We start from the raw sequence: 21,532 nt of genomic DNA, 5'->3' as shown, positions 1-21,532 counted from the left end.
GCTGCTCATTTCATCCTATTACCTAACATTCTGTAAAAAAATACGTTAGGATAAATGTAAATATGGTTTATAGTCTGGTATTAGTATTGAAAAGCTATTTACCCTGTCATTCCTTGCACAAATACTTGCACAAATTCTCGCATCTTATCAAGTATACGCTCACCTATTTCCCTTGCTTTTAATATACTAGGTCTATTGTCTAAGCATTTAAAAATATCATCACGTAGTGGTTCTCTACCATAATTAGTATAGCTTTCTATCAATGCTTTAAATTGCTTTTGATCTAGATTCTCTTCTTCGCACATTTTAGAGAGCGCCATGATTTTTTCTTCATGCCAGAAGCGTTCAAATTCATCTTGTATCGCATCTACATCGCTTATATATGGTAAGTTTTCTTCTATGAATTTTTCTATGAGTTCGCGTTTGCTACGCAACTCAATATCACCAGAAAGCATATCGATGATCGCTTTCTTCTGTGCCGCTGCATCACTTGCTTTTGATTCTTTTAATTGTGCCAGTAATTGTAAAATATAGGCGACATTGATTTGGTCACGGTGAATCAATTCCAACTCAAAATCAATATCATCGAGAATGGACGTTTTTTGTTTTGCATGATCATTCTTTACCTTTTCATTTAAGTCCAGATATTTCCCTTTATAATCTTCAAAGGTTTGCTCATCCATGCCTAAATCTTCCCAATCAAAATCGGTATAAGATTCTAGTACGTTCTTTGCTCGCATTAAACGTCTAAAAGCCTTGACGAAAGCCAACTCATCATCTTCACTTATTAAATCATCGACGCTTTGGTAAGTAGGGACTATTTCTAATAACTCTATTAAAGCATCGTCAAATTTCTTTGCGATAGATTCATAAGGTGGTAAGATGATTTCTTCTATAGCATCTTTGTTAGAGAATAAGGTAATCGCCTCATCTGTGGCTTTTTTAAGATTTCTAAAAGCTAGTATATTTCCTTGTGATTTTTGTTCTCCTAGTATTCTATTGGTTCTAGAATAGGCTTGAATAAGACCATGGTATTTTAAGTTCTTATCTACATAAAGTGTATTCACTTTTTTGGCATCAAAACCAGTGAGCATCATGTTTACTACAATGACTATATCCAGCCTGTTTTTATCCTGAAAGTTTGTTTTTTCGCGCTCTTTTAAACGCTTAGAGATGTCTTTAAAATAATTCTCAAACTGCTGACTATCTTTAGTTGAGTAGCTAGTGCCGTACATTTTATTATAATCCGCAATGTACTCGTCTAGTTTTTCCCTAGAATGACTGGTTTTATATTGTGGTTCAGGTTCTGCAGCCTGACGCATTGGTTCAGTAGTTGCAGGTAAATTATCTTGTGCGTCTTCATCATCTTCATTAGTACCATAAGAGAAAATGGTGGCTATGCGCAAATCATGTAATCCTTCTTCTTTTTTACGTTTGAAAATGTCGTAGTACTTGATCAAAGTATCAATATTACTTACCGCAAACAAAGCCGAATAGTCTTTACTAAAGGTCTTATGACTGTGATAAGCGATGATGTAATCTGCAATTTTTTCTAGTCGTTTAGGATCTGCAAATACCTCTGCTTTATCGATGTCTTCTACTTCTATATCAATAAAGGTATTGCTCTTGCGCTTGTACTTACCGATGTACTCAATCCCAAATCGCAACACATTCCGATCCTGTATCGCATCTGTAATTACGTATTTATGCAAGCATTCTCCAAAGAGATCTTTGGTCGTACGTTTCCCTAGATCATTTTTAGAGGCATTTTTTGCAAAAATGGGCGTTCCTGTAAATCCAAAAAGCTGGCTCTTATGAAAGTACTCCGTGATTTTTTTGTGTGTATCTCCAAACTGACTTCTATGACATTCATCAAAAATGAAAACCACCTTTTTATCCTGTAAATGCGTTAAGCTCTTTTCATAGTTTGCTTTAGAAATCGCGTTGTTCAACTTCTGTATGGTAGTTAAAACCAATTTTGAATCGTCTGTGAGCTGTTTTACCAGCGATTGTGTGTTATCGGTAACGTCTACACTATCTTTTTTAAAGCTATTGAACTCGAGCATGGTCTGGTAATCCAGATCTTTACGATCTACTACAAAGACTACTTTATGAACATTAGGCAAGTCCATAATGACCTGGCTGGTCTTAAATGAAGTCAGCGTTTTACCAGATCCTGTGGTATGCCATATATAGCCATTATCGTCACTGGTCGCTACCTGATTGACTATTTTTTCTGTAGCATAGAATTGATACGGTCGCAATACCATGAGAATCTTGTGCGTCTCATTATGAACCACGTACTGAGCTATCATCTTACCTAAATGGTTGGTATTTAAAAACGCTTTCGCGAAAGCGGAAATATCAGTAACATTTTTGTTATTAACATCTGCCCAGTAAAAAGTTTGATTTACCGATTGCAGTTTATTATTTGCGAGATATTTGGTATTACCGCCGTTGCTTATCACAAACAGTTGCACATACTGAAACAAGGCACGAGAAGACCAAAACGAATGACGCTGGTAGCGATTGATCTGGTTAAAGGCTTCTTTAATTTCTACACCGCGACGTTTTAACTCGATTTGCACCAGTGGCAAACCGTTAACTAATAACGTGACATCATAGCGATTTTTATACGTTCCTTCTTGAGTGATTTGATGAGTCACCTGAAACAGATTGCTGTTCCAGTTTTCTTTATTGAAAAAACGCACGTATAGACTATCACCATTTTCTCTAGTTAGTTGAAAACGGTCGCGCAGGGTTTTGGCCTTTTCAAATACGTTTCCTTTTTCTAGGTGATTAAGAATGGTTTCAAATTCACGATCAGAAAACACTGTGTTGTTAAAAGCTTCTAGCTGCTTTTTTAAATTATGGATTAATGCATCACTAGTAGTGATGGTTACTTTTTCATAACCTAAACCTACTAGTTGTGCGATCAACTCGTTTTCTAACTGTGCTTCTGACTGTTTACTCATAACTCATCTTTAAAAATGGATTGATAGGTCTGTTGTATAGCTATAACTTCATCTTCTTTTAACGCGCTAAATTCTTTATGTAAAGCACGTTTTGAAAGCACACCATTATTCTGCTCTAAAAAGCGAATTAATGTTGCCACCATTTTGTCTGGCATCTCATATTTATTATCTATGAAGTGTTTAAATTCATCATATTTTAATAAATAATTCACCTCTTGTGGTATCACACGATTTAAGGTATCTGCCACACAATCATATAAAAATTCAGCTTGTTTGGTAGCATCAAAGTAGCGATAAAAATCTATGGTGTCAGTTAGAACTTCAATGTTATGCTTTTCCGTTTCCTTCCAGGAAATAAAATCAAGTAAAGGATGCGAATAACTTTCAAGAGTAATTCTATAATCATCAATATGGTCTAGAATTGAGGCTGATACGGGAAAAATCACTCCTTGTTTTGTGAATTCTTTTTTGGCTAATATGTGATGTATTAAATACCTATGTAATCTACCGTTACCATCTTCAAAAGGATGTATAAAAACAAATCCAAATGCTATAGATGCTGAAGCTAAAACCGCATCATAAGATTCGTCTTGTATTAAGGTATTAGTATTGACCAGGCCATTTAAAAGCGATTCTAAATCTTCTTGTTTTGCCGATATATGTTCCGGTAATGGCTCACCTGTACTTCTATCATGTTCACCGACAAAACCTCCTTCATTTCTCAAGCCTAGTTTTATAAATCTGGCATTTTCAATAACGATTTGTTGTAAACGCTCCAGTTCTTCTACACTTAAGGGTTTGTTACCAGCTTGCCCAATAGCTTTTCCCCAACGCATAGCGCGATTGGTTCCAGGATTTTCTTGTTCTATAGTAAATGATGCCTTTGAATCTTTTAACAATAAAAATGAAGATGCACGCTGTAGTACATCGGCATGAATACTATTTAAATAGGTGTTTTTTTGTTCGGATAGGTTAGCATTTATATAACTTTCTAATTTGTCTGTTCTAAACACCAACGGACAAAATTCGTTAGTTCCAGGAAGGTTATTTGTAATTCTATGACGGGAAGATTTTGTACCTGTAATTGCGTATTGTAGTTTCTCATCTAGTAGTGGCACATAGTTTTTTATAGATAAATCTTCTATAGGCAATCGCTTATCAAATAACCATTCATATAGAAACCACAGTTTTCTACTATACTGACCAGTAGGTTCTAATTGTAGTAACTCTAATAGGTTCTTTTCTCCTATATGTTCATATAGTTTTTTAAACAACAATAAGTTGATGCCTTCATATTTCAGGGCAAAAACTAAATGCTTGTATAAGATATCTTCAAAAGCAGCTCTAGAGGAGAACACTTTCCATTTTTCAGTTGAATAGCTACGCCTTTTTTCACTTATAAGCGCCAGTTGATCTGGTAATGGTATGGATAACTGTAATGCTTCTATAATAGCGCCATAACCTACCAGCGTTGCTTTTTCTGGAGCTTGCCTGCCGTGAAAAACAGTTACTTTAAGTGAATAACCTTTAATATTCATAGTTTATGGTGAAAAACATTTATTCTCAAATATATGGAAAAACAGGTATCGTATAGGAAAAACAGGTTAAAATATTTATTTTTTTGGAAAAATAGGTTTATAATAAAGGAAAAACAGGTTAGTAAATGGAATTTTAGGTATTTAAATGTGGCTAGCAACAAAAATAGGTATCCATAACGCTCGCAATGACTACACAAACAACTGCTGCAACAATTCTTTTTTTTTTAAAAAATTTCTTTAATTCTCATTTCTTTTAAGATTCCATTCTACTAATAACCGAATCAACTCATCAATTCCAACTTGTATTTTTTGATAAACTTGTAAACTTTCTTGTTCCTTACCGCGTATCATATGATATTTAAAAGTCTTACCATTAGACGAAACAGGATATTTAAAGGCTATATAAAAATCTTTAGGTTTGAGCTGATTAACCTCGAAAAATGGAATAGAGTTATCAGAATTGTAGACCTGATTTTTTATTGCCGATAGTAGCTTAGGTGTATACATCTCCTCATTTGTTTTTAGCCATTGATAAAGCTCCTCTAAATTGTGATTTGTACCAAAGCTGATTCCTCTCTCTTGCAAAAGCCCTTTCATGAACAACTCTAAACCATGATAATAATTAAACAATATCGGTATACCAATTCGATTATCATTCCATTTTATTTGTTCATCAAATGCCCTATCCTGTTCTTCTTCATTAAGGCTTTCATCATAGTCAACTGTTATAGAATTTTTATTACCTTGATAAGTCATCTCACCAATTGAATTGCGCACTAGATTAAAAAAATTATGCGCCATAGGTAGGTAATTATATTTAAATGTCTCCATACTACACAAACAACTGCTGCAACAGCCCTTTTTTAAACTCTTGTGTTTTTTCTATTTGTACTTGTACCGCTTCTATTTTATCATCTAGCGCACTTAAATAAGACGCTATTTTTTGTTGTTCTTTTAGGGATGGGATAGGTACTTTAATCATAGAAAAGTTTTCGTAAAACAAATATTGTCTAACTCCACCTTCTTGGAATCTCAGTATATCTTTTTGAAAATTATAAGTTTCTAAATATGATAAAAGAAATTGATCATCTAGTTCGTGATTAGTTTTAAAACATACATAAAGTGAACTCACAATGACTTTTTTTAAATCATTACTATAACCTATTGAACCAACATTAATTCTTGCTGGGTTATAAGCAAAAGTCTCTGACTCAACAATTTTATACAAACTAATATCGTAGCCTCTATCGTTGCTATTTAATCCATCAAATTGCTCAGATTGAGGCAAGAAACCTTCTTGATTATTTATTGAATAAATAGGGTGTTTGATATTTTCTTTATTTTTTTTACCGACTTTATAAGTTAGTTTACCCAACCTTTTCGCTTCCCAATCTGCAAAATCATTTCCATTCTCATCTTGAAACCGCAACTCTTGAGAAAAAAGCTGCTGCATCACGCCTTTTTTATACTGTGTGAGTTGTTCTTTTTTACTGGTGAGCTTGGTTATTTTATCATCTACTGCCGTGAGGAATGTGGCTATTTTTTGTTGTTCTTGTAGGGATGGGAACTTCAACTTGTATCTCAATAGCTTTCCAACAGAAAGACCTGGTTGAGCAGATGATTCTGACAAGCGATTTAATTTAAAATAATCTAATCGTTGAGCTAGCCATTCTGTATCAGACGTTTTATTAGCCTTTCCTGCAATTGCATGCTCCGAAATATAACTTTTACCATTTGAACGATTCACATTACCGCATAACGCTCCTTGTCTGCCTATCAATAAATAAAAACCATCATGGGTGAAATCAGAAGTGTAACCTCGCAAACCGTTTCCTCCATAAACAGGATATTTTCCATGTTCACTTATATCGTCTGAAGTAATATTATTACCACTCTTAAATTCAGAAAAAACGGATTCTAACCTTTTTTCTTCCCATTCACCATCAAAGGCTGGAAAGCGTAGTTGTGGTATGCGTGGTTGTTGTGTGCTGTTGTTCATTTAATGACGGTTTGTAGCTGGATGAGATTGCTTCGTGTCTCACAATGACGGTGTGAAAGACTGCTCGCAATGACGTAGGTATGATTTTCTTGTGTTGCCATTAAAACGGTGTTTCTATTCCTAGTTCGTTACAAAAGCCGGCTATGACTTCATCAGTCTGTTGCATGTCTTGGTCTAGTTGTTTAATACTTTTCGCGACAGCGGTAATATCTACCGGTTCTTCTTCTTCAAAGGTGTCTACATAGCGTGGTATGTTGAGATTATAATCGTTTTCTTTAACCTCATCGAGTGTAGCGATATAGCTGTATTTATCTTTTGTAACTCTAGTTCTATAAGTCTCAATAATCTCATTAATATGCGCATCTTGTAATACATTTTGAGTTTTTACTTTTTCAAAATGTGCGCTGGCATCTATGAATAAAATGTTGCCAGCGTGCTCACGTTGTTTCTTTAAGACTAGAATACAGGTTGGGATACTGGTACCGTAAAATATGTTTGCTGGTAGACCTATCACGGCATCGAGGTAGTTTTTTTCTTCTATGAGAAATTTCCTGATATGACCTTCGGCCGCACCACGGAATAATACACCATGCGGTAAAACAGTTGCCATTGTTCCATTATCATCCAGTTGATGGATCATGTGTTGTACAAAGGCAAAATCTGCCTTAGACTTAGGCGCTAGTTTACCGTAGTCAGAAAAACGATCGTCACTCATAAAAAGTGGGCTCGAACTCCAGTTTGCTGAGAATGGTGGATTTGCAACTATGGCTTCAAAACGTTTATCGAGATGGTTAGGACTAGGGTTAACCAGCGTGTCTTCATTATAAATGTCAAAACGCTTGTAATGCACATCGTGCATGATCATGTTCATTCTACACAAGTTATAAGTCGTTGGGTTGCTTTCCTGACCATAGAACTCGCCTACTTCTTTTACTTCTTTTGCCACACGCAACAGCAAAGAACCAGAACCACAGGTTGGGTCATAAACGCTTTTGAGCTTGGTTTTATTAGTGGTTACTAATTGTGCCAGTATTTTAGAAACCTGCTGTGGTGTATAAAACTCGCCTGCTTTTTTTCCTGCACCACTGGCAAATTGGCCTATCAGGTATTCATAAGCATCGCCTAGTATATCGCTATCGCTGTTCTCTAGGTCAAAGTCGATGCCTTCTAGATGCGTGAGTACTTTAACGATCAATTCGTTTTTTGCATCTTCGGTCTTACCTAGTTTACTACTGGTCAGGTCTAGATCTTCAAACAGGTTGCCAAAATCGTCCTCGCTCTCGCTACCCATCGTGCTTTGCTCTATGCTCGTGAGTACATTTGCCAGGTCGCCTAGAATAAAGTTGTTTTTATTACCAGAGTTACCACGCTTTGCCAGTTCACTAAACAGCTCACTAGGTTTTAAGAAATAACCTAGTTTATCGAGTGCTTCATAACGTATCGCCTCTAGCAACTCTTGTGCCTGTGGATGTTGCTCTACGGTTCCATAATCCAGACCGTCAGGTTGCAAGATCACATTTGCATACAGTTCCATCTTGCGACTCAGGTATTTATAAAAAATAAAACCTAATATATAATCTCTAAAATCATCTGCATCCATATTACCACGCAGGTCGTTTGCGATGTTCCAGAGCGTTTGTTTGAGTATTTGTTGTTTTTCTTCTTCTGACATTTAGGGTACTATTTGTGTGTTGTAATTCCGCTTTCGCGAAAGCGAGATAAAGATAAGTTTCTATATAAATAACCTCTTACATTTCTTCATAAACCTGTTTCCAGCTTAAGAATTCTCTTTTGGTTTCACCTAGTGAAGTATGTGCTATTTGCAAACCGCCATCAATTACAAATATTATAATTTCTAAATCGGCATCACCACTAAGACTATCTATTTCTTCTACTTCTCCGTCAGTCTTGAGTTTCTTATTTAATGCAGTCATGAACTTAGTGTGGAGCACAATTAAATGATCACGGTGTACTATAGAATCTGGTGACATTTGTGTATTTATTTGCATTTGCATGGAGCCACCATCTGATTTAAAAATGATATAATCTTCAATCACATAATAACCTCCGACTATTTCTATCATAGGCTTTGCTAAATCTTTTTGATAATCTTTTTGAGCAACAGCAGTTAAAGACAAAATCACAAAGCAGATGGATAATAAAAAACTTTTCATTCTAAAATTTAAATAAGGTTGATAATCAAAAAAACCTAAAACGCACTTATCCAATAATGTAGAAAAAAGTATGTTTTAGGGGTTTGTGAAGATAAGAATTTATAACACAAATTCTTTTTCAAAGAAATAAAAACCTACAGCATATCAATTTAAATCTGGTGCGCAAGGAGAGTTATCACCATAGGGTTCTATATATTTCCAGAACGCTTTTCCTGCAATGTTTAAATAATTCATAGAGTAGTTATACTTTGTATTAGCCCCTACTCGATATAAATATTCATTACAGCCATAGGAGTATTTACCTTTAAAACAAACTACGGCAAAATATACGGTGCTGTAATCTATAGTAGCTTCATAAAAAGTAACCTTAGAAACAGCAGTACTCAATGGACTGCTATAGGTAGAACCATAATAATTCTCATCTAGATAATCTATTTGTTCCTGACAGGTTTGAGAAAAAACCATGCTTGTTAAAAACAATAATGTAATGGTAGTGAAAAGGGTTTTCATGGTGGGTTATTATTTAAAACAATTTAAAATTTTATAAAAAACAAACCTAAACCTATCACTTACCATTCCTTTACGGTATACCGTAATGTGGAGTTGATTTGTTATAAATACCTTTGTGGGGTTCTTATTTTAGTGGTTTTACTATTTGAGATCGATTTGTTTTATTTAATTCCGCTTTCGCGAAAGCGAGATCAACAACCTACTTAACACCTTTTATACAATGAATTTAAAGCATCTGTTTGTTATACTATTTTTCTTTTTGAGCATGCCTAGCTTAGTTAGTGCACAAGAAGAGATGGCTCTGGTCTCTTGGAATATTAGAGATTTTGGTAAAACAAAGTCGGCTGAAGAAATAGAACAGATAGGTAACATTTTAAAGGAGTATGATGTGATTGCCCTGCAAGAGGTGGTCGCTGGATATGGTGGCTCGCAAGCGGTGGCTCGACTGGCAGATTATCTTAATAGGACAGGTAGTAAGTGGGATTACTCTATAAGTGCCCCTACTAAAAGTCCTAAATACAAAACGGAGAAGTATGCCTTTTTATGGAAAACGAGTCGATTAAAAATTATAGAAAAGGCAAGACTGATTACTGACCTGGAAGAATGTGTTTATAGAGAACCGTATCAAGTAAAATTTGAGTCCAAGAAGGGATCGAAAGGTTCTTTTACTTTACTTAATTATCACTCCAGAAAACACAGCGAGCAACCTGAAATAGAGATGAGTTGTATAAGCGATTATATGAAAAATCATAAGGACGAGAATATAATTCTGGCTGGTGATTTTAATTTAACGATAGATCACAGTGTATTTGATAAATTAAAGAACGATTCTTATAAAGCATGTTTAAATGGTGATAAAACGACCTTAAAACGACTATGTAAAGACGGTAATTATTTGAATCATGCGATAGATAACATTATCTATAACGCTACAAAAAATGAACTGATAGATTGCGATACGATAGACTTTGTGCAAGAGTGTGATCAACTAGAATCCATGAGAATGCTATCTGATCATTTACCGGTTTATATGAGGTTTAAGTTCGTTATGAATTAACACTTCTTACGTGGTAAATTATAATTTCTATTGGGTCTTATAACTTATTTAAAAATAGAAACTATTGTCTCATCGTGAAATAATGATAAATCCCTATCCTAATTAAAACATTGCTCACTGTGTTTACTACGATAACAGCGCTTAGCTATAAAATCTAGTAATACAATCTAAAATCCAGCAGTTTACTAAGTTGATGATGTTTATAGAACAGACGTTCTACGACTTGTTTTAAATCGTCATTTTCATAGAACAGACTGAAGAACACACGATCAATGGTAAAGGCACTAGTCATATGGGGAGAAGGTACTCCATAACCAGAAATGGCGCGAGCACCTGTAACGTCTAGAAAATACTGAGATTCATCATCAGTTAAATCGAGTACTTTTTTATTGGCTATATGAATCAGCTTTCCATCCATTTTACCTTCAAAAAGCTCTGCTATTTCTTCTATGCTGTAATAATAACCGTTAATTAATATGTTGTTAGCTTCTCCTGGCAAGACCAGATAAATAATCTCGTAGTCCTTGAAATTATGATCGTCATAAAGCAAATGATTGATACTTTCTTCTAGATCTTCTATGGTATCACAAGCCTTATAAATACTATTGATATTTTGATTTAAGGTCATATCCTCTAGAATGGTAAGAACTTCTGTCGTCTCGGCAGACGTAGCATCTGGCACGACCTCTAGACAGTAAATAAAGTTTTCAATATCGGTTATGGGTACTTCTAATTCGTTCATAGACTCTTTGTAGTTCTTTAATGTATTGCCAAATTAAATCGACTATAACACGATAGCCTTGCAAATTATTGCTTTTTATTTTTAGAATACAAAATCACATGGATGCTCCTCTAGTTCATACTTTAATTCATCTTTTACTAATTCATAAATATTAATTGTGATTTATTAAAGTAGAAACATCGGTTTTTACCTTACTTTTTTAACTCACTCGTTTAAAAACCGATTTATGTATCATTTGTTTTAAAATTTAAAAACAATGGTATTAATGTGTCGCATGAAGTAAATAGCCTAAAATAAAGCTAGATCGATTTAAAAGGTTTTATCTAATATTGAATTGGTATTTAGATATCCATTACCTCTAAGGGTGATCTTAATGTGATAAATTTTGATTAAATTTTACCTTCATTAAATGCAACCAACCTTATTATGACTACTATAAATTTTTATAGAATCTACTTATATAACGTAGTTGAAGTATCAATGAGTATTGCAAAGTTTTATATAAGATCAGCCTATTACACATTTAATTTACTGTATAATTTGAAATACTTAATATAATGGAGCATTGGTATCTACCCATAACTATCATACCTGGAATAGGTCTTTTGATTCTATCGACATCTAATTTAATGGTTGCGCTCAGTAATGAGATCGATACACTGATCACTAATTGTAAAGACGATAATTTAATAAGTCGCAAACTAAGACAGTTAAAATTATTGAATAGAGCAATGATTTATTTTTATATAGCAGTGTTCTTATTACTTATTTCAGGAGTAATTGCTGGGATAAATCAAAGCTATAAAATAGCAACCTATTCCGGAGTTTGTGCTATTGCTGTAGCGACGTTTGGGCTAATATCATTGATTATATATTCAACTAGGTCTGTGAATATTCATCAAAATCAATTTAAAAATAGATCTAATTAAATCAACTTAATTATGGATAACAAAAAGTGGTATAAAGTTTTAGATAATAGAAATAAACTACCAGAAGGACGTGTACAAACGGTAACTGCTGGTCATCAAGGTATTTGTTTAACCCATTATGACGGTAAATTCTCTGCGCTAGATAACGCCTGTCCACATCAAGGTGGTCCTCTAGGAGAAGGATCTATAGAAAACGGTATGTTGCGATGTCCATGGCACGGTTGGGATTTTGATCCTTGTAATGGTCAGTCACCAGGTGGTCATGATGATAGCATTACCACTTTTGAAGTAAAAGAAGAAGATGACGCCATTTATGTTGCCATACCAGAAGAAGAATCTCACAAAGACACGATATCTGATGTAATGATAGAAACCATGGTAAATTGGGGTATTGATACCGTATTTGGAATGGTAGGACACAGTAATCTTGCTGTGGCCGATGCTATGCGAAGACAAGAAGAGAAAGGAAAACTACAGTTTTTTGGGATAAGACATGAAGGCGCCGCAGCGTTTGCAGCATCTGGTTATGCAAAATTAACTGGAAAACCTGCTGCATGTTTTGGGATCGCTGGTCCTGGCGCTACAAACATGTTTACAGGAATGTGGGATGCCAAAGTAGACCGAGCACCTATGCTAGCCCTTTCTGGACAAGTAAATACACAAGTAGTCGGTACTGGAGCTTTTCAAGAAGTGGATCTCGTTAAGGCCTTTGACAGCGTTACACAATTTAATCATGCCGTTCATTTAAACTCTAATCATAGTGAGTTAATGTCTCAAGCTGTAAAAACTGCGTTGATCAAAAGAGATGTGGTACACTTAACTTTTCCTGATGAAGTAGCCTTCACTGAAAAGCCAGAAAATGCCGTAGCGCAAACACCAGAAAACAGAATTACCCCTTTTAATATATCGCCTCCCAAGGAAATGGTAGAAAAAGCGGTTAACTTACTTAAGACGGCAAAAAGACCTGTAATCATAGTAGGTCATGGGGCACGTTTTGAGATGGATGCTATTATCGCTTTCGCGAAAGCGTTAAACTGTCCAGTCATAACCACATTTAAAGCAAAAGGATTAATAGCAGACAGTCACCCATTAGGTTGTGGCGTGCTAGGAAGGAGCGGTACTCCTATTGCATCTTGGTTTATGAATGAATGTGATCTAATGCTTGTGTTAGGTGCATCGTTCTCTAACCATACTGGAATAACACCTAAAAAACCTATTATTCAGGTAGATTATGACCCTATGGCATTAAGTAAACATCATAAGGTAGATGTGGCATTATGGGGAGAGATTTCTGAAACGCTTAAAATTATCACTACTCAAACTAAAGATAAAACTGCAGCCATAGATCAGACCGAAGAAATTAAAGAACGATGGAAACTGTGGAGAGAAGAAAAAGACAGTCGTTTGAAAGATTGTGGTAATGGATTGAGTTCTATTTCTGTATTTAACGCCATGAATAAAGTTACTCCAGATAACGCTGTTATAGCGGTAGATGTAGGGAACAACACCTACTCTTTTGGAAGGTATTTTGAACCTACAAATCAAGCGGTATTGATGTCTGGATATTTAGGTTCTATAGGTTTTGCTTTACCAGCAGCTATGGGAGCATGGGCTGCACAAGGAGATAAAAGACCTATATGGTCTGTGTCTGGTGACGCTGGTCTAGGACAATATCTAGCTGAAATCAATACATTAGTAAAGTATAACATGAATATTAAACATGTCGTGCTTAATAATTCTGAACTAGGAAAAATATCTAAAGAACAACGTGCTGCCGAAGTAGATGTATGGCAAACATCGCTCTCTAACCCAAGTTTTGCAAAGTATGCAGAGAACTGTGGTGCTTTAGGAATACGCGTAGAAAAGCTAGAAGATCTAGTTCCAGCAATGGAAAAACTACGTGATCATGATGGTCCCGCATTACTAGAAATCATCACAGATGTGAATTTGATTTAAATATTTGATAAAATGGCAACAACGAGAGTTGTTGCCATTTTAAATAAATTTTAAAAGTTATGACAGCTACTTAATTTTTAAAAGTTGCTGGATTAATTAAGGAAAGAATAAAATAATTATGATTAAAAAGATGAAATTAAGTATCGGCTTTATATTCCTGCTATGTTTTAATAGCGCTCTTCAAGCCCAAGATTTCTCAAGCCTTTTTGGGCAACTAGATGAATCTGTGGTAACTATAGAGGTCGTTGAATATAAAGTACAAAACCAGCAAGTAACTAGTTCTGGTGGTTTAGGATCTGGTGTTATAATCAGTAAAGAAGGTTTAATTCTTACGGCTGCACACGTGGTGGAGTCTGCAAACGAGATCTCGGTTAAACTTCAAAATGGAATAGCCTTCTCTGCAGATGTGATATCCAGTTCTAAGGCTGCAGATGTAGCTTTACTTAAACTAAGAACGATTCCGTCTGGTTTACAACCTGCTGCAATAGGAGATTCTAATACATCAAAAGTAGGAGAACAAATACTTATTATAGGCGCACCTCGTGGACTTGAGCATTCTTTATCTGTAGGTCACATAAGTAGAAAAGTCGATAAAAACATGATAGCAAATGGAGAAATGGCTGGTTTTATACAGACAGATGCCTCTATAAATCAAGGCAACTCTGGCGGGCCTATGTTTAACGTAAAAGGAGAAGTTATAGGTGTGGTAAGCTTTATTCTCACTAATAGCGGTGGTTTTGAAGGTCTAGGATTTGCCGTAGATACAAATACGATCAAAAAAGTACTTTTTGATGTAAATAGCTTTTGGACAGGTTTTGACGGATTATTTTTAAATGAAGGACTAGCTGGAATATTTAATACACCACAGAAATCTGGTGTGTTGATACAACGTGTTCTTCCTAATTCATTTGCCGATAAAATAGGGTTAAAACCAGGTGTAATACAAGCTGAAATTTTAGGTCAAAAATTATGGATCGGTGGCGATATAATTTTGAGTATTCAAGGTTTAAGTTGCAATAGCCCTCACGATCTAGGATCCATAAAAAAGCAAATAGAAAATCTTAATGAAGGTGATAAAGTACTAATAAAAGTTTTGAGAAAAGGTAAGGTTATAACACTAGAAGCTAACTTTTAATAGTTTTATGAAATTACTATCTATAATTAACTGGAAAACTATTACTAGATATAAGTATTTGATTGCTCTAGTTGCTGCATTCAACTTTTTATTGACTCCTATCCATGTGGCCATAAGTAGCCTCACACCTGGTTATGTTATAGTAATTAATTATACGATAGTCATACTAAGCAGCTCATTACTAGCCTCAAAAAAAAGTGCTAAATTAATCACCTATGTGATAGGTATATTAACTTTACTAGCTATCTGGTTAGAACTATCTAACCAGAATTCTGAGCCTATATTAATTTATAGGTTAGGGACTTCTCTCCTACTTTTCTCTTGTTTTGGTGTCATCCTAGTGCGACAGCTTTTAAAAATAAAAAAGGTGAATCTGCAATTTATCTTAGGTCCATTACTCGGTTTTCTTTACCTAGGAATTATAGGAGGTATTTTCTTTGAATCTATACATTTAATAGATTCTAATTCATTTGAATTAATTAAGGGATATTCTGGTTTTAGTTTTTACTATTTTAGTTTCATCAGTATAACAACAGTAGGTTATGGTGACATAACCCCAGTGAGTGCTCCGGCTCAATCACTTACTCTTGTAATGAATATCATAGGCCAATTTTACCTTGCGATAGTGATAGCCGTTTTTGTAGGGAAATATATTAATACTAAATAAAAATAAAATGTTCGAGTCATTCAGTATCGTATTTACTATTGCAGCATTTTTTAGCTACATCAATTATAAGTGGTTAAAATTACCTACTACCATAGGTTTAATGATTTTAAGCTTGCTACTCATTATACCTATCACTTTAAGTAAATCTATCTTTCCTGAGTTTTATAAGTTCTTTTGTGACATTATCGTTAATGCAGATTTTAAAACACTTTTATTAGATGGTATATTGAGTTTCTTATTATTTGCAGGAGCATTGCATGTTAACCTTGCTTCACTGGCCAAAGAAAAGAAATCGATCATCTTATTTGCAACTCTAGGTGTTCTTATATCTACCGTTATCGTAGGTTCTTTAACTTATTTTGCAGCACAAATCTTTGAGTTAGATTTACCTTTCATACATGCACTTCTTTTTGGGGCTTTAATATCACCTACCGACCCTATCGCTGTTATGGCGATTTTAAAGAAAGCCAATATTGCCGAAAGTCTAGGAATTAAAATAGAAGGAGAATCGCTTTTTAATGATGGTATAGGTGTGGTAGTTTTTTCTGGTATACTTATCATCGCATCTGTTACTGGAGAGTATAATAGTACCGAAATAGGAACTGAAATAGGCATTCTGTTTTTAGAAGAAGCTGTAGGCGGTATAGTTTATGGTTTAATAATAGGTTTTCTAGGCTTAAAATGTATGCAGTCATTAAACGATAATCCACAACTAGCGGTAATGATGAGTCTTGCTGTAGTAATGGGTGGAACTGCAGGAGCCTTTTTAATGCATACCTCTGCTCCACTAGCTATGGTAGTCGCAGGATTATTAATAGGTAATAAAATCCATGTAAGTGAAAATAAAAGTGAAGTACAAAAAGCCATCAATTCCTTTTGGGAAATTTTAGATGACGTTTTTAACGGTATTTTATTTGTGTTAATAGGTCTTGCTATTCACTTATTAGATTTTACTAGTAACTATGTTTACCTAGGCGTAATAACCATTATAATTGTATTGTTAGCGAGATTTGTTTCTGTGTTCTTGCCTTATTCTTTACTTAAACATGAAGAAGATAAACCTATTAAAACCATCGCGATTTTAACATGGGGTGGATTGCGAGGTGGAATCTCCATAGCACTAGCATTGAGCTTAGATAATGAATTATCTGGCAATTTAATTCTACATATTACCTACATAATTGTGATCTTTTCAATTATTATACAAGGATTAAGCATAGGTACCGTTGCTAAAAAATTATATAAGAAGGAATAGAAGGAAACTATTTATCGTTATGTCCTATATTATTCTCCTATGAAAACTAATTATTTACATCAATATATTTAGAATCTATAAATAATTTCCTAAGAATAAGGGATACCGTAATTAAAAAATTTAGAGTAAAAGTATGATTGTCGCGCAGTCGGAACATACCGAAAAACGACTTAAACCAGGAGTAGGTTATTTCTAAATTTTATTTTCATGAAAAGAATTTTATTCACTTTTCTTATTGCCACATTATTTTTAACCAGTTGCGCAACACATACCGGCGTACCTAAAAATTACATTCAAAACTCAACCGAAGTTGTTCTTACACAGAATAATTTTAAAGTGATTGAAATAGTTAAAGGAGAAGCAGAGGCTTCTTATTTTCTAGGTTTTGGAGGTTTAGGAAGAAACGGACTTGTTGCCGAAGCAAAAGCAGATATGTTATCTACTGCAAATCTTCAAGGTACCTCTCGTACAATAATCAACGAGGTTGTGGAAGTAAAAACATCTGGGATTTTCCTATTTACTAAATACAAGGTTATAGTTTCTGGGCAAGTAATCGAGTTTACTGAATAATATAAACTGACCAATCCAACTCTAAAAGCACCTAATTTATAGGTGCTTTTTTATTTTCTTTTTTTACTCTACACAAATATGTTTATTAATCATGTAGCCTGAAATAGGTTTAAGGGTTTTACCTGTTTCTGGGTGCAACCCTAAATCTGTAAAGTATTCTAACTGTTTTTCTCTATTCTTTCCATACCAGACTAGAACACTACCATCTGGATGAAAGAAGTCTGTGAGGCAGGTTACTTTAATTTTCTTGAATGACACAATGCGGTCTTCTTTATATAATTTTAATTGTTTTATGTCATATTTCTTAGCATCAAAATCTACTTCTATATAATGATCATCGGTCCAGACCATCCATCGCTGTCTGGTCGTATAATTATATAGCCAGAATAAAAGAATACACATTATACCTATCAAAACGTAAAATCTATAGTTTCTCAAAATAGACTTTTTAGGCAAAGATTCTACTGTCGGTTTTACTATAGGAGTTTCTGTTAAAATAGTTCTGTCTACTTTTGGTTTCTCATTTCTTTTTACAAAATCTTGGTAATTTTCATATCCTAAATAAGAACACAAACCGGAAATAACATCCACTTGTTTGATTCTTATATCTCCATCGTCATTCTCTAATTTTTGCGCTGCACTTCTATAATCTCTCAGGCTGCGTTCCCCTATAATAAAATTCGTTTCCCCTTCTAGATAGTTGGATATTTCTGTTGCTTTTTCAGTAAGAGAAGGCTTAATTATCCCTTTATTTTTGATTTCTTGTTCCGCTTTCGCGAAAGCGTGCATTATTAAAATTTTATTCATACTAGTGATTAACAGATTTTTAAACAAAGGAAAATTATTGGAAAAAGATTTCCTGAATATTTCCAAACAGTTTCCCCTACTCTTCCTACGAGAGCGAAACAATAAACTTTTATTTGTCCCAGAATTAATGACCGCCTTACTCGCAATAGGGCTTGCGATAATCAATTCTATCATGGAGTTGCCAGGTAATTGAGATGACCATTTGGGGAAGTAATTATCTCTTTTACTCGTGCCAGTTCCTACTTCCCTAAGAAGAGTAAGCTCTTCAAAACAAGGCAAGTGTTGCTATAGAATCATGATCTGAGAAAATCTCGGACGGCCACACCTATGCCCAATTTTAAACACTCCAAATATGAAAAAATTATTAGTAATAGTCCTTACGGTATCCCTCAATCTGGCTTTATTTTCTTGTACTCCAGATAAAATTATAGAAGAAACTACAGAGGTACAAGCCTGTTGCGATGACGAAGGAACTATAGAGTTGCCTCCACCACCGCCACCGCCACCAGCAGATGATTATGAAGATTAATCGCTAGTTGTAAAATTTGTTATTACATTAGAGGAATGAAACTAACCGTTACTTCATTCCTCTTTTTACTTTTTACCTATCTCATAACAAACTCTTTATATGCGCAAAGCACTGATTCTACACAATACTATGTGCGATTAATTAAGAATCCTAGACAGAGTAATGATCTTGCTAGAGCTTTTAAGTACTTCTCAAAAGAGAAAGAAACATCTGTTAAAACAAAATCATTAATTCATGAGATATATGCTAATCAAAACCTAGCCGAAATTCATAAAAAACTAGGTCATCTATATGAAAGTGAACAATTTAATATAGAAACTCTAAGGTTATTAGAACTAGTAGAAAATAAGACTGCCTGGACTGATAATTGCTATTTAAAAACAATTAATGAGTTAGGAATTCTCTATAGAGAAAAAAAGGATTATTTAACCGCTTTATCTTTTTACAACGAGGCGTTAAAAACGGCTACACTTCCTAAAAATATCTCTACTCTTTTAAATAATAAAGGACGTACGTATGAATCTCTGCAGCAACTCGATAACGCAAAAGAGTTTTATGAAAAGGCTTATAAGATAGCAATAGAGGTTAATGATTCTAGTAAAATCGCAAGATCATTAAGTAATCTAAGTTATGTAAAGTCCAAATTAAAGATTCCAGGTGCCGAAGAAGGTTTAATAGAAGCCTTAAAACTACGGCTTAAAGGAAAAAGCAGTAATGCATTAGGTTCTAGTTACTCGCACTTAACTAAATTCTATTTGAGTAAAAAAGATACTACGAATATGACCAAGTATTCTGACCTTTTTTTACATATGGCACATAAGAATGGTGTAGCTAGGCAGCTAGAAAGTGCTTTACGCTTAAAAATACAAATAGGCGATTCTAATAATGCAAAAGAATATTTACGATTAAGTGATAGCCTGCTTACTATTAACAAGACACAACTCAACAATTTTAATTATTATATGTATCAATATGATAAGAAAGAAAAAGATCTTCAAGAAAGTATATTAGTAAACGAACGATTAATCTATCTCTTATTATTTATAGCGCTAGGAGCTGTTTCTATCTACTTTATCTTAAAATATAAACATCGAAAAGAGAAGCTCCAAGAAATATACAATACAGAAACTCGTATCTCGAGAAAAATACATGATGAAGTTGCAAATGATGTCTACCATGTAATGACACAACTACAAGGTTCTCCTGACGCCAATAAAACCTTACTAGACAATTTAGAAGATATTTATAAACGCACCAGAGATATTTCTAGAGAAAATAGTTCTATAGATCTCCATATGAATTTTAAAGACTTAATAAGTGATCTTTTATTAAGTTATAAAACTGAAAGAATTAATGTGATTTCCATGGGAATACAGCAAATGAAATGGGAACACTTAAGTGATTTACAAAAATCTACTGTTTACAGGGTGTTACAAGAATTACTGACTAATACAAATAAACATAGTCAGGCCTCTATAATTGTAATAAATTTTAGTCATTCTGGAAAATCGATCGTGATTAATTATAAAGATAATGGTGTAGGAACTGAATTAATTAAAGGAAATGGGTTGCAGAATACGGTAAACCGTATTCATTCCATAAATGGATCTATTACTTTTGAATCTGAAAAAGAAAAAGGGTTTAAAGCAATCATAACTATTTAGAATATGTTTAAGAAAGTATTAATTTCAGATGACTTTGGTAGTATCAATAAAGGTGTCCTGACAGTTTTAAATCAGGCAGGTATTAACGATGTAAAACAAGTACAATACTGTGACGATGCTTATCTAGAAATAAAAAGTGCTATCAAGAATAATGATCCTTATGATTTATTTATAACAGATCTTAATTTTAAAACAGACCATCGCGCTCAAAAATACGGCTCGGGAGAGGCTATTACAGAGCAGTTAAGAAAAGAATACCCTACTCTTAAAATGATTACTTATTCTGTCGAAGATCGTTTACAGAAGGTACGTCACTTAATTAATAATGTGGAGATAAATGCCTACGTATGTAAGGGTAGAAATGGATTGCTAGATTTATCCAAAGCTATCGATAATGTTTATAACAATAAGCTTTTCTTATCAGACCAGGTTAAGCAAGCATTACACTCTAGAAATGATTTAGAAATAGTGGAATATGATATTCAGCTTCTTACGCAACTATCACTAGGTCATTCTAAAGATACTATAAGCAACTATTTTAAAGAGAATGGTATTGCACCTAATAGTCTAAGTTCTATAGAAAAAAGACAAAGTAAATTATTAATCCAATTTAGAGCTAACAATGCTATACATTTAATAGGTATCGTAAAAGATCTAGGATTAATATAAATTGTCATTTTCTTAGATTGCTTAGAATTAATTAAAACCAAGCTTAATCAATAAAACTACTTTTGGTTTTTGAGGTAGAGTTGTATTATTTTTAATCAGGAATATTACTGACAAAGTGTTTAAAATAAACTTGATAATAGAATTTTTTCTGATAGGACTTACTACCAGAAGATCGTTTCTTCTTAATTTTTTCTACACCTATATATGTTGCTATAGCAATAGCAAATAATAAAGAAATAATTAAAATTAAATACGTATCCATATAAAAGTAAACTTGCACCTCTAATAAATTCTATAATTATAGAACTTTGCAGAGTGCAAATTAAAACCCTAGTCTTTAAAACATTAATCCTGTA

Annotated in this window: 20 protein-coding genes; 10 read left to right on the top strand and 10 right to left on the bottom strand. The window is 34.0% G+C overall.

Translation table 11 applies throughout. The features are described 5' to 3' along the window. Positions 1-98: 98 nt before the first annotated feature. The 7 genes from ABJF08_RS06935 to ABJF08_RS06905 all read right to left on the bottom strand — a co-directional run bounded on the left by ABJF08_RS06935 (position 99) and on the right by ABJF08_RS06905 (position 9,196). Positions 99-2,975: a type I restriction endonuclease subunit R gene (locus tag ABJF08_RS06935; RefSeq protein ID WP_348115362.1), complete on the bottom strand. Its 2,877-nt coding sequence runs from the start codon at positions 2,973-2,975 to the stop codon at positions 99-101. Beyond that, entirely contained in the window at positions 2,972-4,513 is a 1,542-nt protein-coding gene (locus ABJF08_RS06930; RefSeq protein WP_348115361.1) for a Fic family protein, read from the bottom strand. Before ABJF08_RS06930 ends, ABJF08_RS06935 begins: the two co-directional genes overlap by 4 nt. A 237-nt stretch (positions 4,514-4,750) precedes the next feature. Further along, positions 4,751-5,314 (bottom strand): hypothetical protein, encoded by a 564-nt coding sequence (locus ABJF08_RS06925; RefSeq protein ID WP_348115360.1) that lies wholly within the window; start codon positions 5,312-5,314, stop codon positions 4,751-4,753. 31 nt (positions 5,315-5,345) lie between these two features. Beyond that, positions 5,346-6,512, bottom strand: coding sequence for a restriction endonuclease subunit S (locus ABJF08_RS06920; RefSeq protein ID WP_348115359.1), 1,167 nt, complete (start codon positions 6,510-6,512; stop codon positions 5,346-5,348). 100 nt (positions 6,513-6,612) lie between these two features. Further along, positions 6,613-8,184 (bottom strand): type I restriction-modification system subunit M, encoded by a 1,572-nt coding sequence (locus ABJF08_RS06915; RefSeq protein ID WP_348115358.1) that lies wholly within the window; start codon positions 8,182-8,184, stop codon positions 6,613-6,615. 76 nt (positions 8,185-8,260) lie between these two features. Then, a complete protein-coding gene (locus ABJF08_RS06910) occupies positions 8,261-8,686 on the bottom strand; it encodes a hypothetical protein (protein ID WP_348115356.1) in 426 nt (141 codons plus the stop codon). Positions 8,687-8,830: 144 nt separating this feature from the next. Continuing rightward, on the bottom strand, positions 8,831-9,196 hold the full coding sequence (locus ABJF08_RS06905; RefSeq protein ID WP_348115355.1) for a hypothetical protein: 366 nt from the start codon (positions 9,194-9,196) through the stop codon (positions 8,831-8,833). A gap of 220 nt (positions 9,197-9,416) precedes the next feature. Here ABJF08_RS06905 and ABJF08_RS06900 point away from each other — a divergent pair, with 220 nt between their 5' ends. After that, the gene (locus ABJF08_RS06900) at positions 9,417-10,253 is read left to right on the top strand and encodes an endonuclease/exonuclease/phosphatase family protein (protein ID WP_348115354.1); all 837 of its coding nucleotides are present in this window, start codon (positions 9,417-9,419) and stop codon (positions 10,251-10,253) included. Between the two features lie 154 nt (positions 10,254-10,407). On the opposite strand, the gene ABJF08_RS06895 is transcribed toward ABJF08_RS06900, so the two are convergent. After that, positions 10,408-10,995, bottom strand: coding sequence for a DUF6642 family protein (locus tag ABJF08_RS06895; protein ID WP_348115353.1), 588 nt, complete (start codon positions 10,993-10,995; stop codon positions 10,408-10,410). Positions 10,996-11,552: 557 nt separating this feature from the next. On the opposite strand from ABJF08_RS06895, the gene ABJF08_RS06890 reads away from it, so the two are divergent. The 6 genes from ABJF08_RS06890 (at position 11,553) to ABJF08_RS06865 (ending at position 17,507) form a co-directional block, all read left to right on the top strand. Continuing rightward, complete coding sequence (locus tag ABJF08_RS06890) at positions 11,553-11,924, top strand: hypothetical protein (protein WP_348115352.1); 372 nt, start codon at positions 11,553-11,555, stop codon at positions 11,922-11,924. 12 nt (positions 11,925-11,936) lie between these two features. After that, on the top strand, positions 11,937-13,880 hold the full coding sequence (locus ABJF08_RS06885) for a thiamine pyrophosphate-binding protein (protein WP_348115351.1): 1,944 nt from the start codon (positions 11,937-11,939) through the stop codon (positions 13,878-13,880). 130 nt (positions 13,881-14,010) lie between these two features. Continuing rightward, positions 14,011-15,015 (top strand): trypsin-like peptidase domain-containing protein, encoded by a 1,005-nt coding sequence (locus ABJF08_RS06880; protein WP_348115350.1) that lies wholly within the window; start codon positions 14,011-14,013, stop codon positions 15,013-15,015. Between the two features lie 7 nt (positions 15,016-15,022). Next, on the top strand, positions 15,023-15,682 hold the full coding sequence (locus ABJF08_RS06875; protein WP_348115348.1) for an ion channel: 660 nt from the start codon (positions 15,023-15,025) through the stop codon (positions 15,680-15,682). A 7-nt stretch (positions 15,683-15,689) separates the two neighbouring features. Beyond that, on the top strand, positions 15,690-16,937 hold the full coding sequence (locus tag ABJF08_RS06870; protein ID WP_348115346.1) for a sodium:proton antiporter: 1,248 nt from the start codon (positions 15,690-15,692) through the stop codon (positions 16,935-16,937). 207 nt (positions 16,938-17,144) lie between these two features. Next, complete coding sequence (locus ABJF08_RS06865; protein ID WP_348115345.1) at positions 17,145-17,507, top strand: DUF6567 family protein; 363 nt, start codon at positions 17,145-17,147, stop codon at positions 17,505-17,507. 63 nt (positions 17,508-17,570) lie between these two features. Here ABJF08_RS06865 and ABJF08_RS06860 read toward each other — a convergent pair whose 3' ends face one another. After that, on the bottom strand, positions 17,571-18,314 hold the full coding sequence (locus ABJF08_RS06860; protein ID WP_348115344.1) for a hypothetical protein: 744 nt from the start codon (positions 18,312-18,314) through the stop codon (positions 17,571-17,573). Between the two features lie 352 nt (positions 18,315-18,666). On the opposite strand from ABJF08_RS06860, the gene ABJF08_RS06855 reads away from it, so the two are divergent. From ABJF08_RS06855 to ABJF08_RS06845, 3 genes are read left to right on the top strand one after another with little or no spacing between them, the layout of a single operon-like run. Further along, positions 18,667-18,843: a hypothetical protein gene (locus ABJF08_RS06855; RefSeq protein WP_348115343.1), complete on the top strand. Its 177-nt coding sequence runs from the start codon at positions 18,667-18,669 to the stop codon at positions 18,841-18,843. A gap of 35 nt (positions 18,844-18,878) precedes the next feature. Continuing rightward, positions 18,879-20,507: a hypothetical protein gene (locus ABJF08_RS06850; protein ID WP_348115342.1), complete on the top strand. Its 1,629-nt coding sequence runs from the start codon at positions 18,879-18,881 to the stop codon at positions 20,505-20,507. A gap of 3 nt (positions 20,508-20,510) precedes the next feature. After that, the gene (locus ABJF08_RS06845) at positions 20,511-21,176 is read left to right on the top strand and encodes a DUF5932 domain-containing protein (RefSeq protein ID WP_348115341.1); all 666 of its coding nucleotides are present in this window, start codon (positions 20,511-20,513) and stop codon (positions 21,174-21,176) included. A gap of 91 nt (positions 21,177-21,267) precedes the next feature. On the opposite strand, the gene ABJF08_RS06840 is transcribed toward ABJF08_RS06845, so the two are convergent. After that, on the bottom strand, positions 21,268-21,438 hold the full coding sequence (locus ABJF08_RS06840; protein ID WP_348115340.1) for a hypothetical protein: 171 nt from the start codon (positions 21,436-21,438) through the stop codon (positions 21,268-21,270). Positions 21,439-21,532 lie beyond the last annotated feature (94 nt).

It is taken from the genome of Nonlabens sp., assembly GCF_039941875.1.
In the GTDB taxonomy this organism is placed as follows: domain Bacteria; phylum Bacteroidota; class Bacteroidia; order Flavobacteriales; family Flavobacteriaceae; genus Nonlabens.
The sequence above is the reverse complement of the archived record's forward strand: the minus strand, read 5'-3'. Positions and strand labels throughout refer to the sequence as shown.

Coding starts and splice junctions, on each gene's coding strand:
- ABJF08_RS06925 (WP_348115360.1), bottom strand. CDS start 5,314: ATGGCGCATAATTTTTTTAATCTAGTGCGCAATTCAATTGGTGAGATG.
- ABJF08_RS06885 (WP_348115351.1), top strand. CDS start 11,937: ATGGATAACAAAAAGTGGTATAAAGTTTTAGATAATAGAAATAAACTA.
- ABJF08_RS06875 (WP_348115348.1), top strand. CDS start 15,023: ATGAAATTACTATCTATAATTAACTGGAAAACTATTACTAGATATAAG.
- ABJF08_RS06845 (WP_348115341.1), top strand. CDS start 20,511: ATGTTTAAGAAAGTATTAATTTCAGATGACTTTGGTAGTATCAATAAA.
- ABJF08_RS06870 (WP_348115346.1), top strand. CDS start 15,690: ATGTTCGAGTCATTCAGTATCGTATTTACTATTGCAGCATTTTTTAGC.
- ABJF08_RS06900 (WP_348115354.1), top strand. CDS start 9,417: ATGAATTTAAAGCATCTGTTTGTTATACTATTTTTCTTTTTGAGCATG.
- ABJF08_RS06855 (WP_348115343.1), top strand. CDS start 18,667: ATGAAAAAATTATTAGTAATAGTCCTTACGGTATCCCTCAATCTGGCT.
- ABJF08_RS06840 (WP_348115340.1), bottom strand. CDS start 21,438: ATGGATACGTATTTAATTTTAATTATTTCTTTATTATTTGCTATTGCT.
- ABJF08_RS06930 (WP_348115361.1), bottom strand. CDS start 4,513: ATGAATATTAAAGGTTATTCACTTAAAGTAACTGTTTTTCACGGCAGG.
- ABJF08_RS06935 (WP_348115362.1), bottom strand. CDS start 2,975: ATGAGTAAACAGTCAGAAGCACAGTTAGAAAACGAGTTGATCGCACAA.
- ABJF08_RS06915 (WP_348115358.1), bottom strand. CDS start 8,184: ATGTCAGAAGAAGAAAAACAACAAATACTCAAACAAACGCTCTGGAAC.
- ABJF08_RS06890 (WP_348115352.1), top strand. CDS start 11,553: ATGGAGCATTGGTATCTACCCATAACTATCATACCTGGAATAGGTCTT.
- ABJF08_RS06880 (WP_348115350.1), top strand. CDS start 14,011: ATGAAATTAAGTATCGGCTTTATATTCCTGCTATGTTTTAATAGCGCT.
- ABJF08_RS06910 (WP_348115356.1), bottom strand. CDS start 8,686: ATGAAAAGTTTTTTATTATCCATCTGCTTTGTGATTTTGTCTTTAACT.
- ABJF08_RS06905 (WP_348115355.1), bottom strand. CDS start 9,196: ATGAAAACCCTTTTCACTACCATTACATTATTGTTTTTAACAAGCATG.
- ABJF08_RS06850 (WP_348115342.1), top strand. CDS start 18,879: ATGAAACTAACCGTTACTTCATTCCTCTTTTTACTTTTTACCTATCTC.
- ABJF08_RS06920 (WP_348115359.1), bottom strand. CDS start 6,512: ATGAACAACAGCACACAACAACCACGCATACCACAACTACGCTTTCCA.
- ABJF08_RS06865 (WP_348115345.1), top strand. CDS start 17,145: ATGAAAAGAATTTTATTCACTTTTCTTATTGCCACATTATTTTTAACC.
- ABJF08_RS06895 (WP_348115353.1), bottom strand. CDS start 10,995: ATGAACGAATTAGAAGTACCCATAACCGATATTGAAAACTTTATTTAC.
- ABJF08_RS06860 (WP_348115344.1), bottom strand. CDS start 18,314: ATGAATAAAATTTTAATAATGCACGCTTTCGCGAAAGCGGAACAAGAA.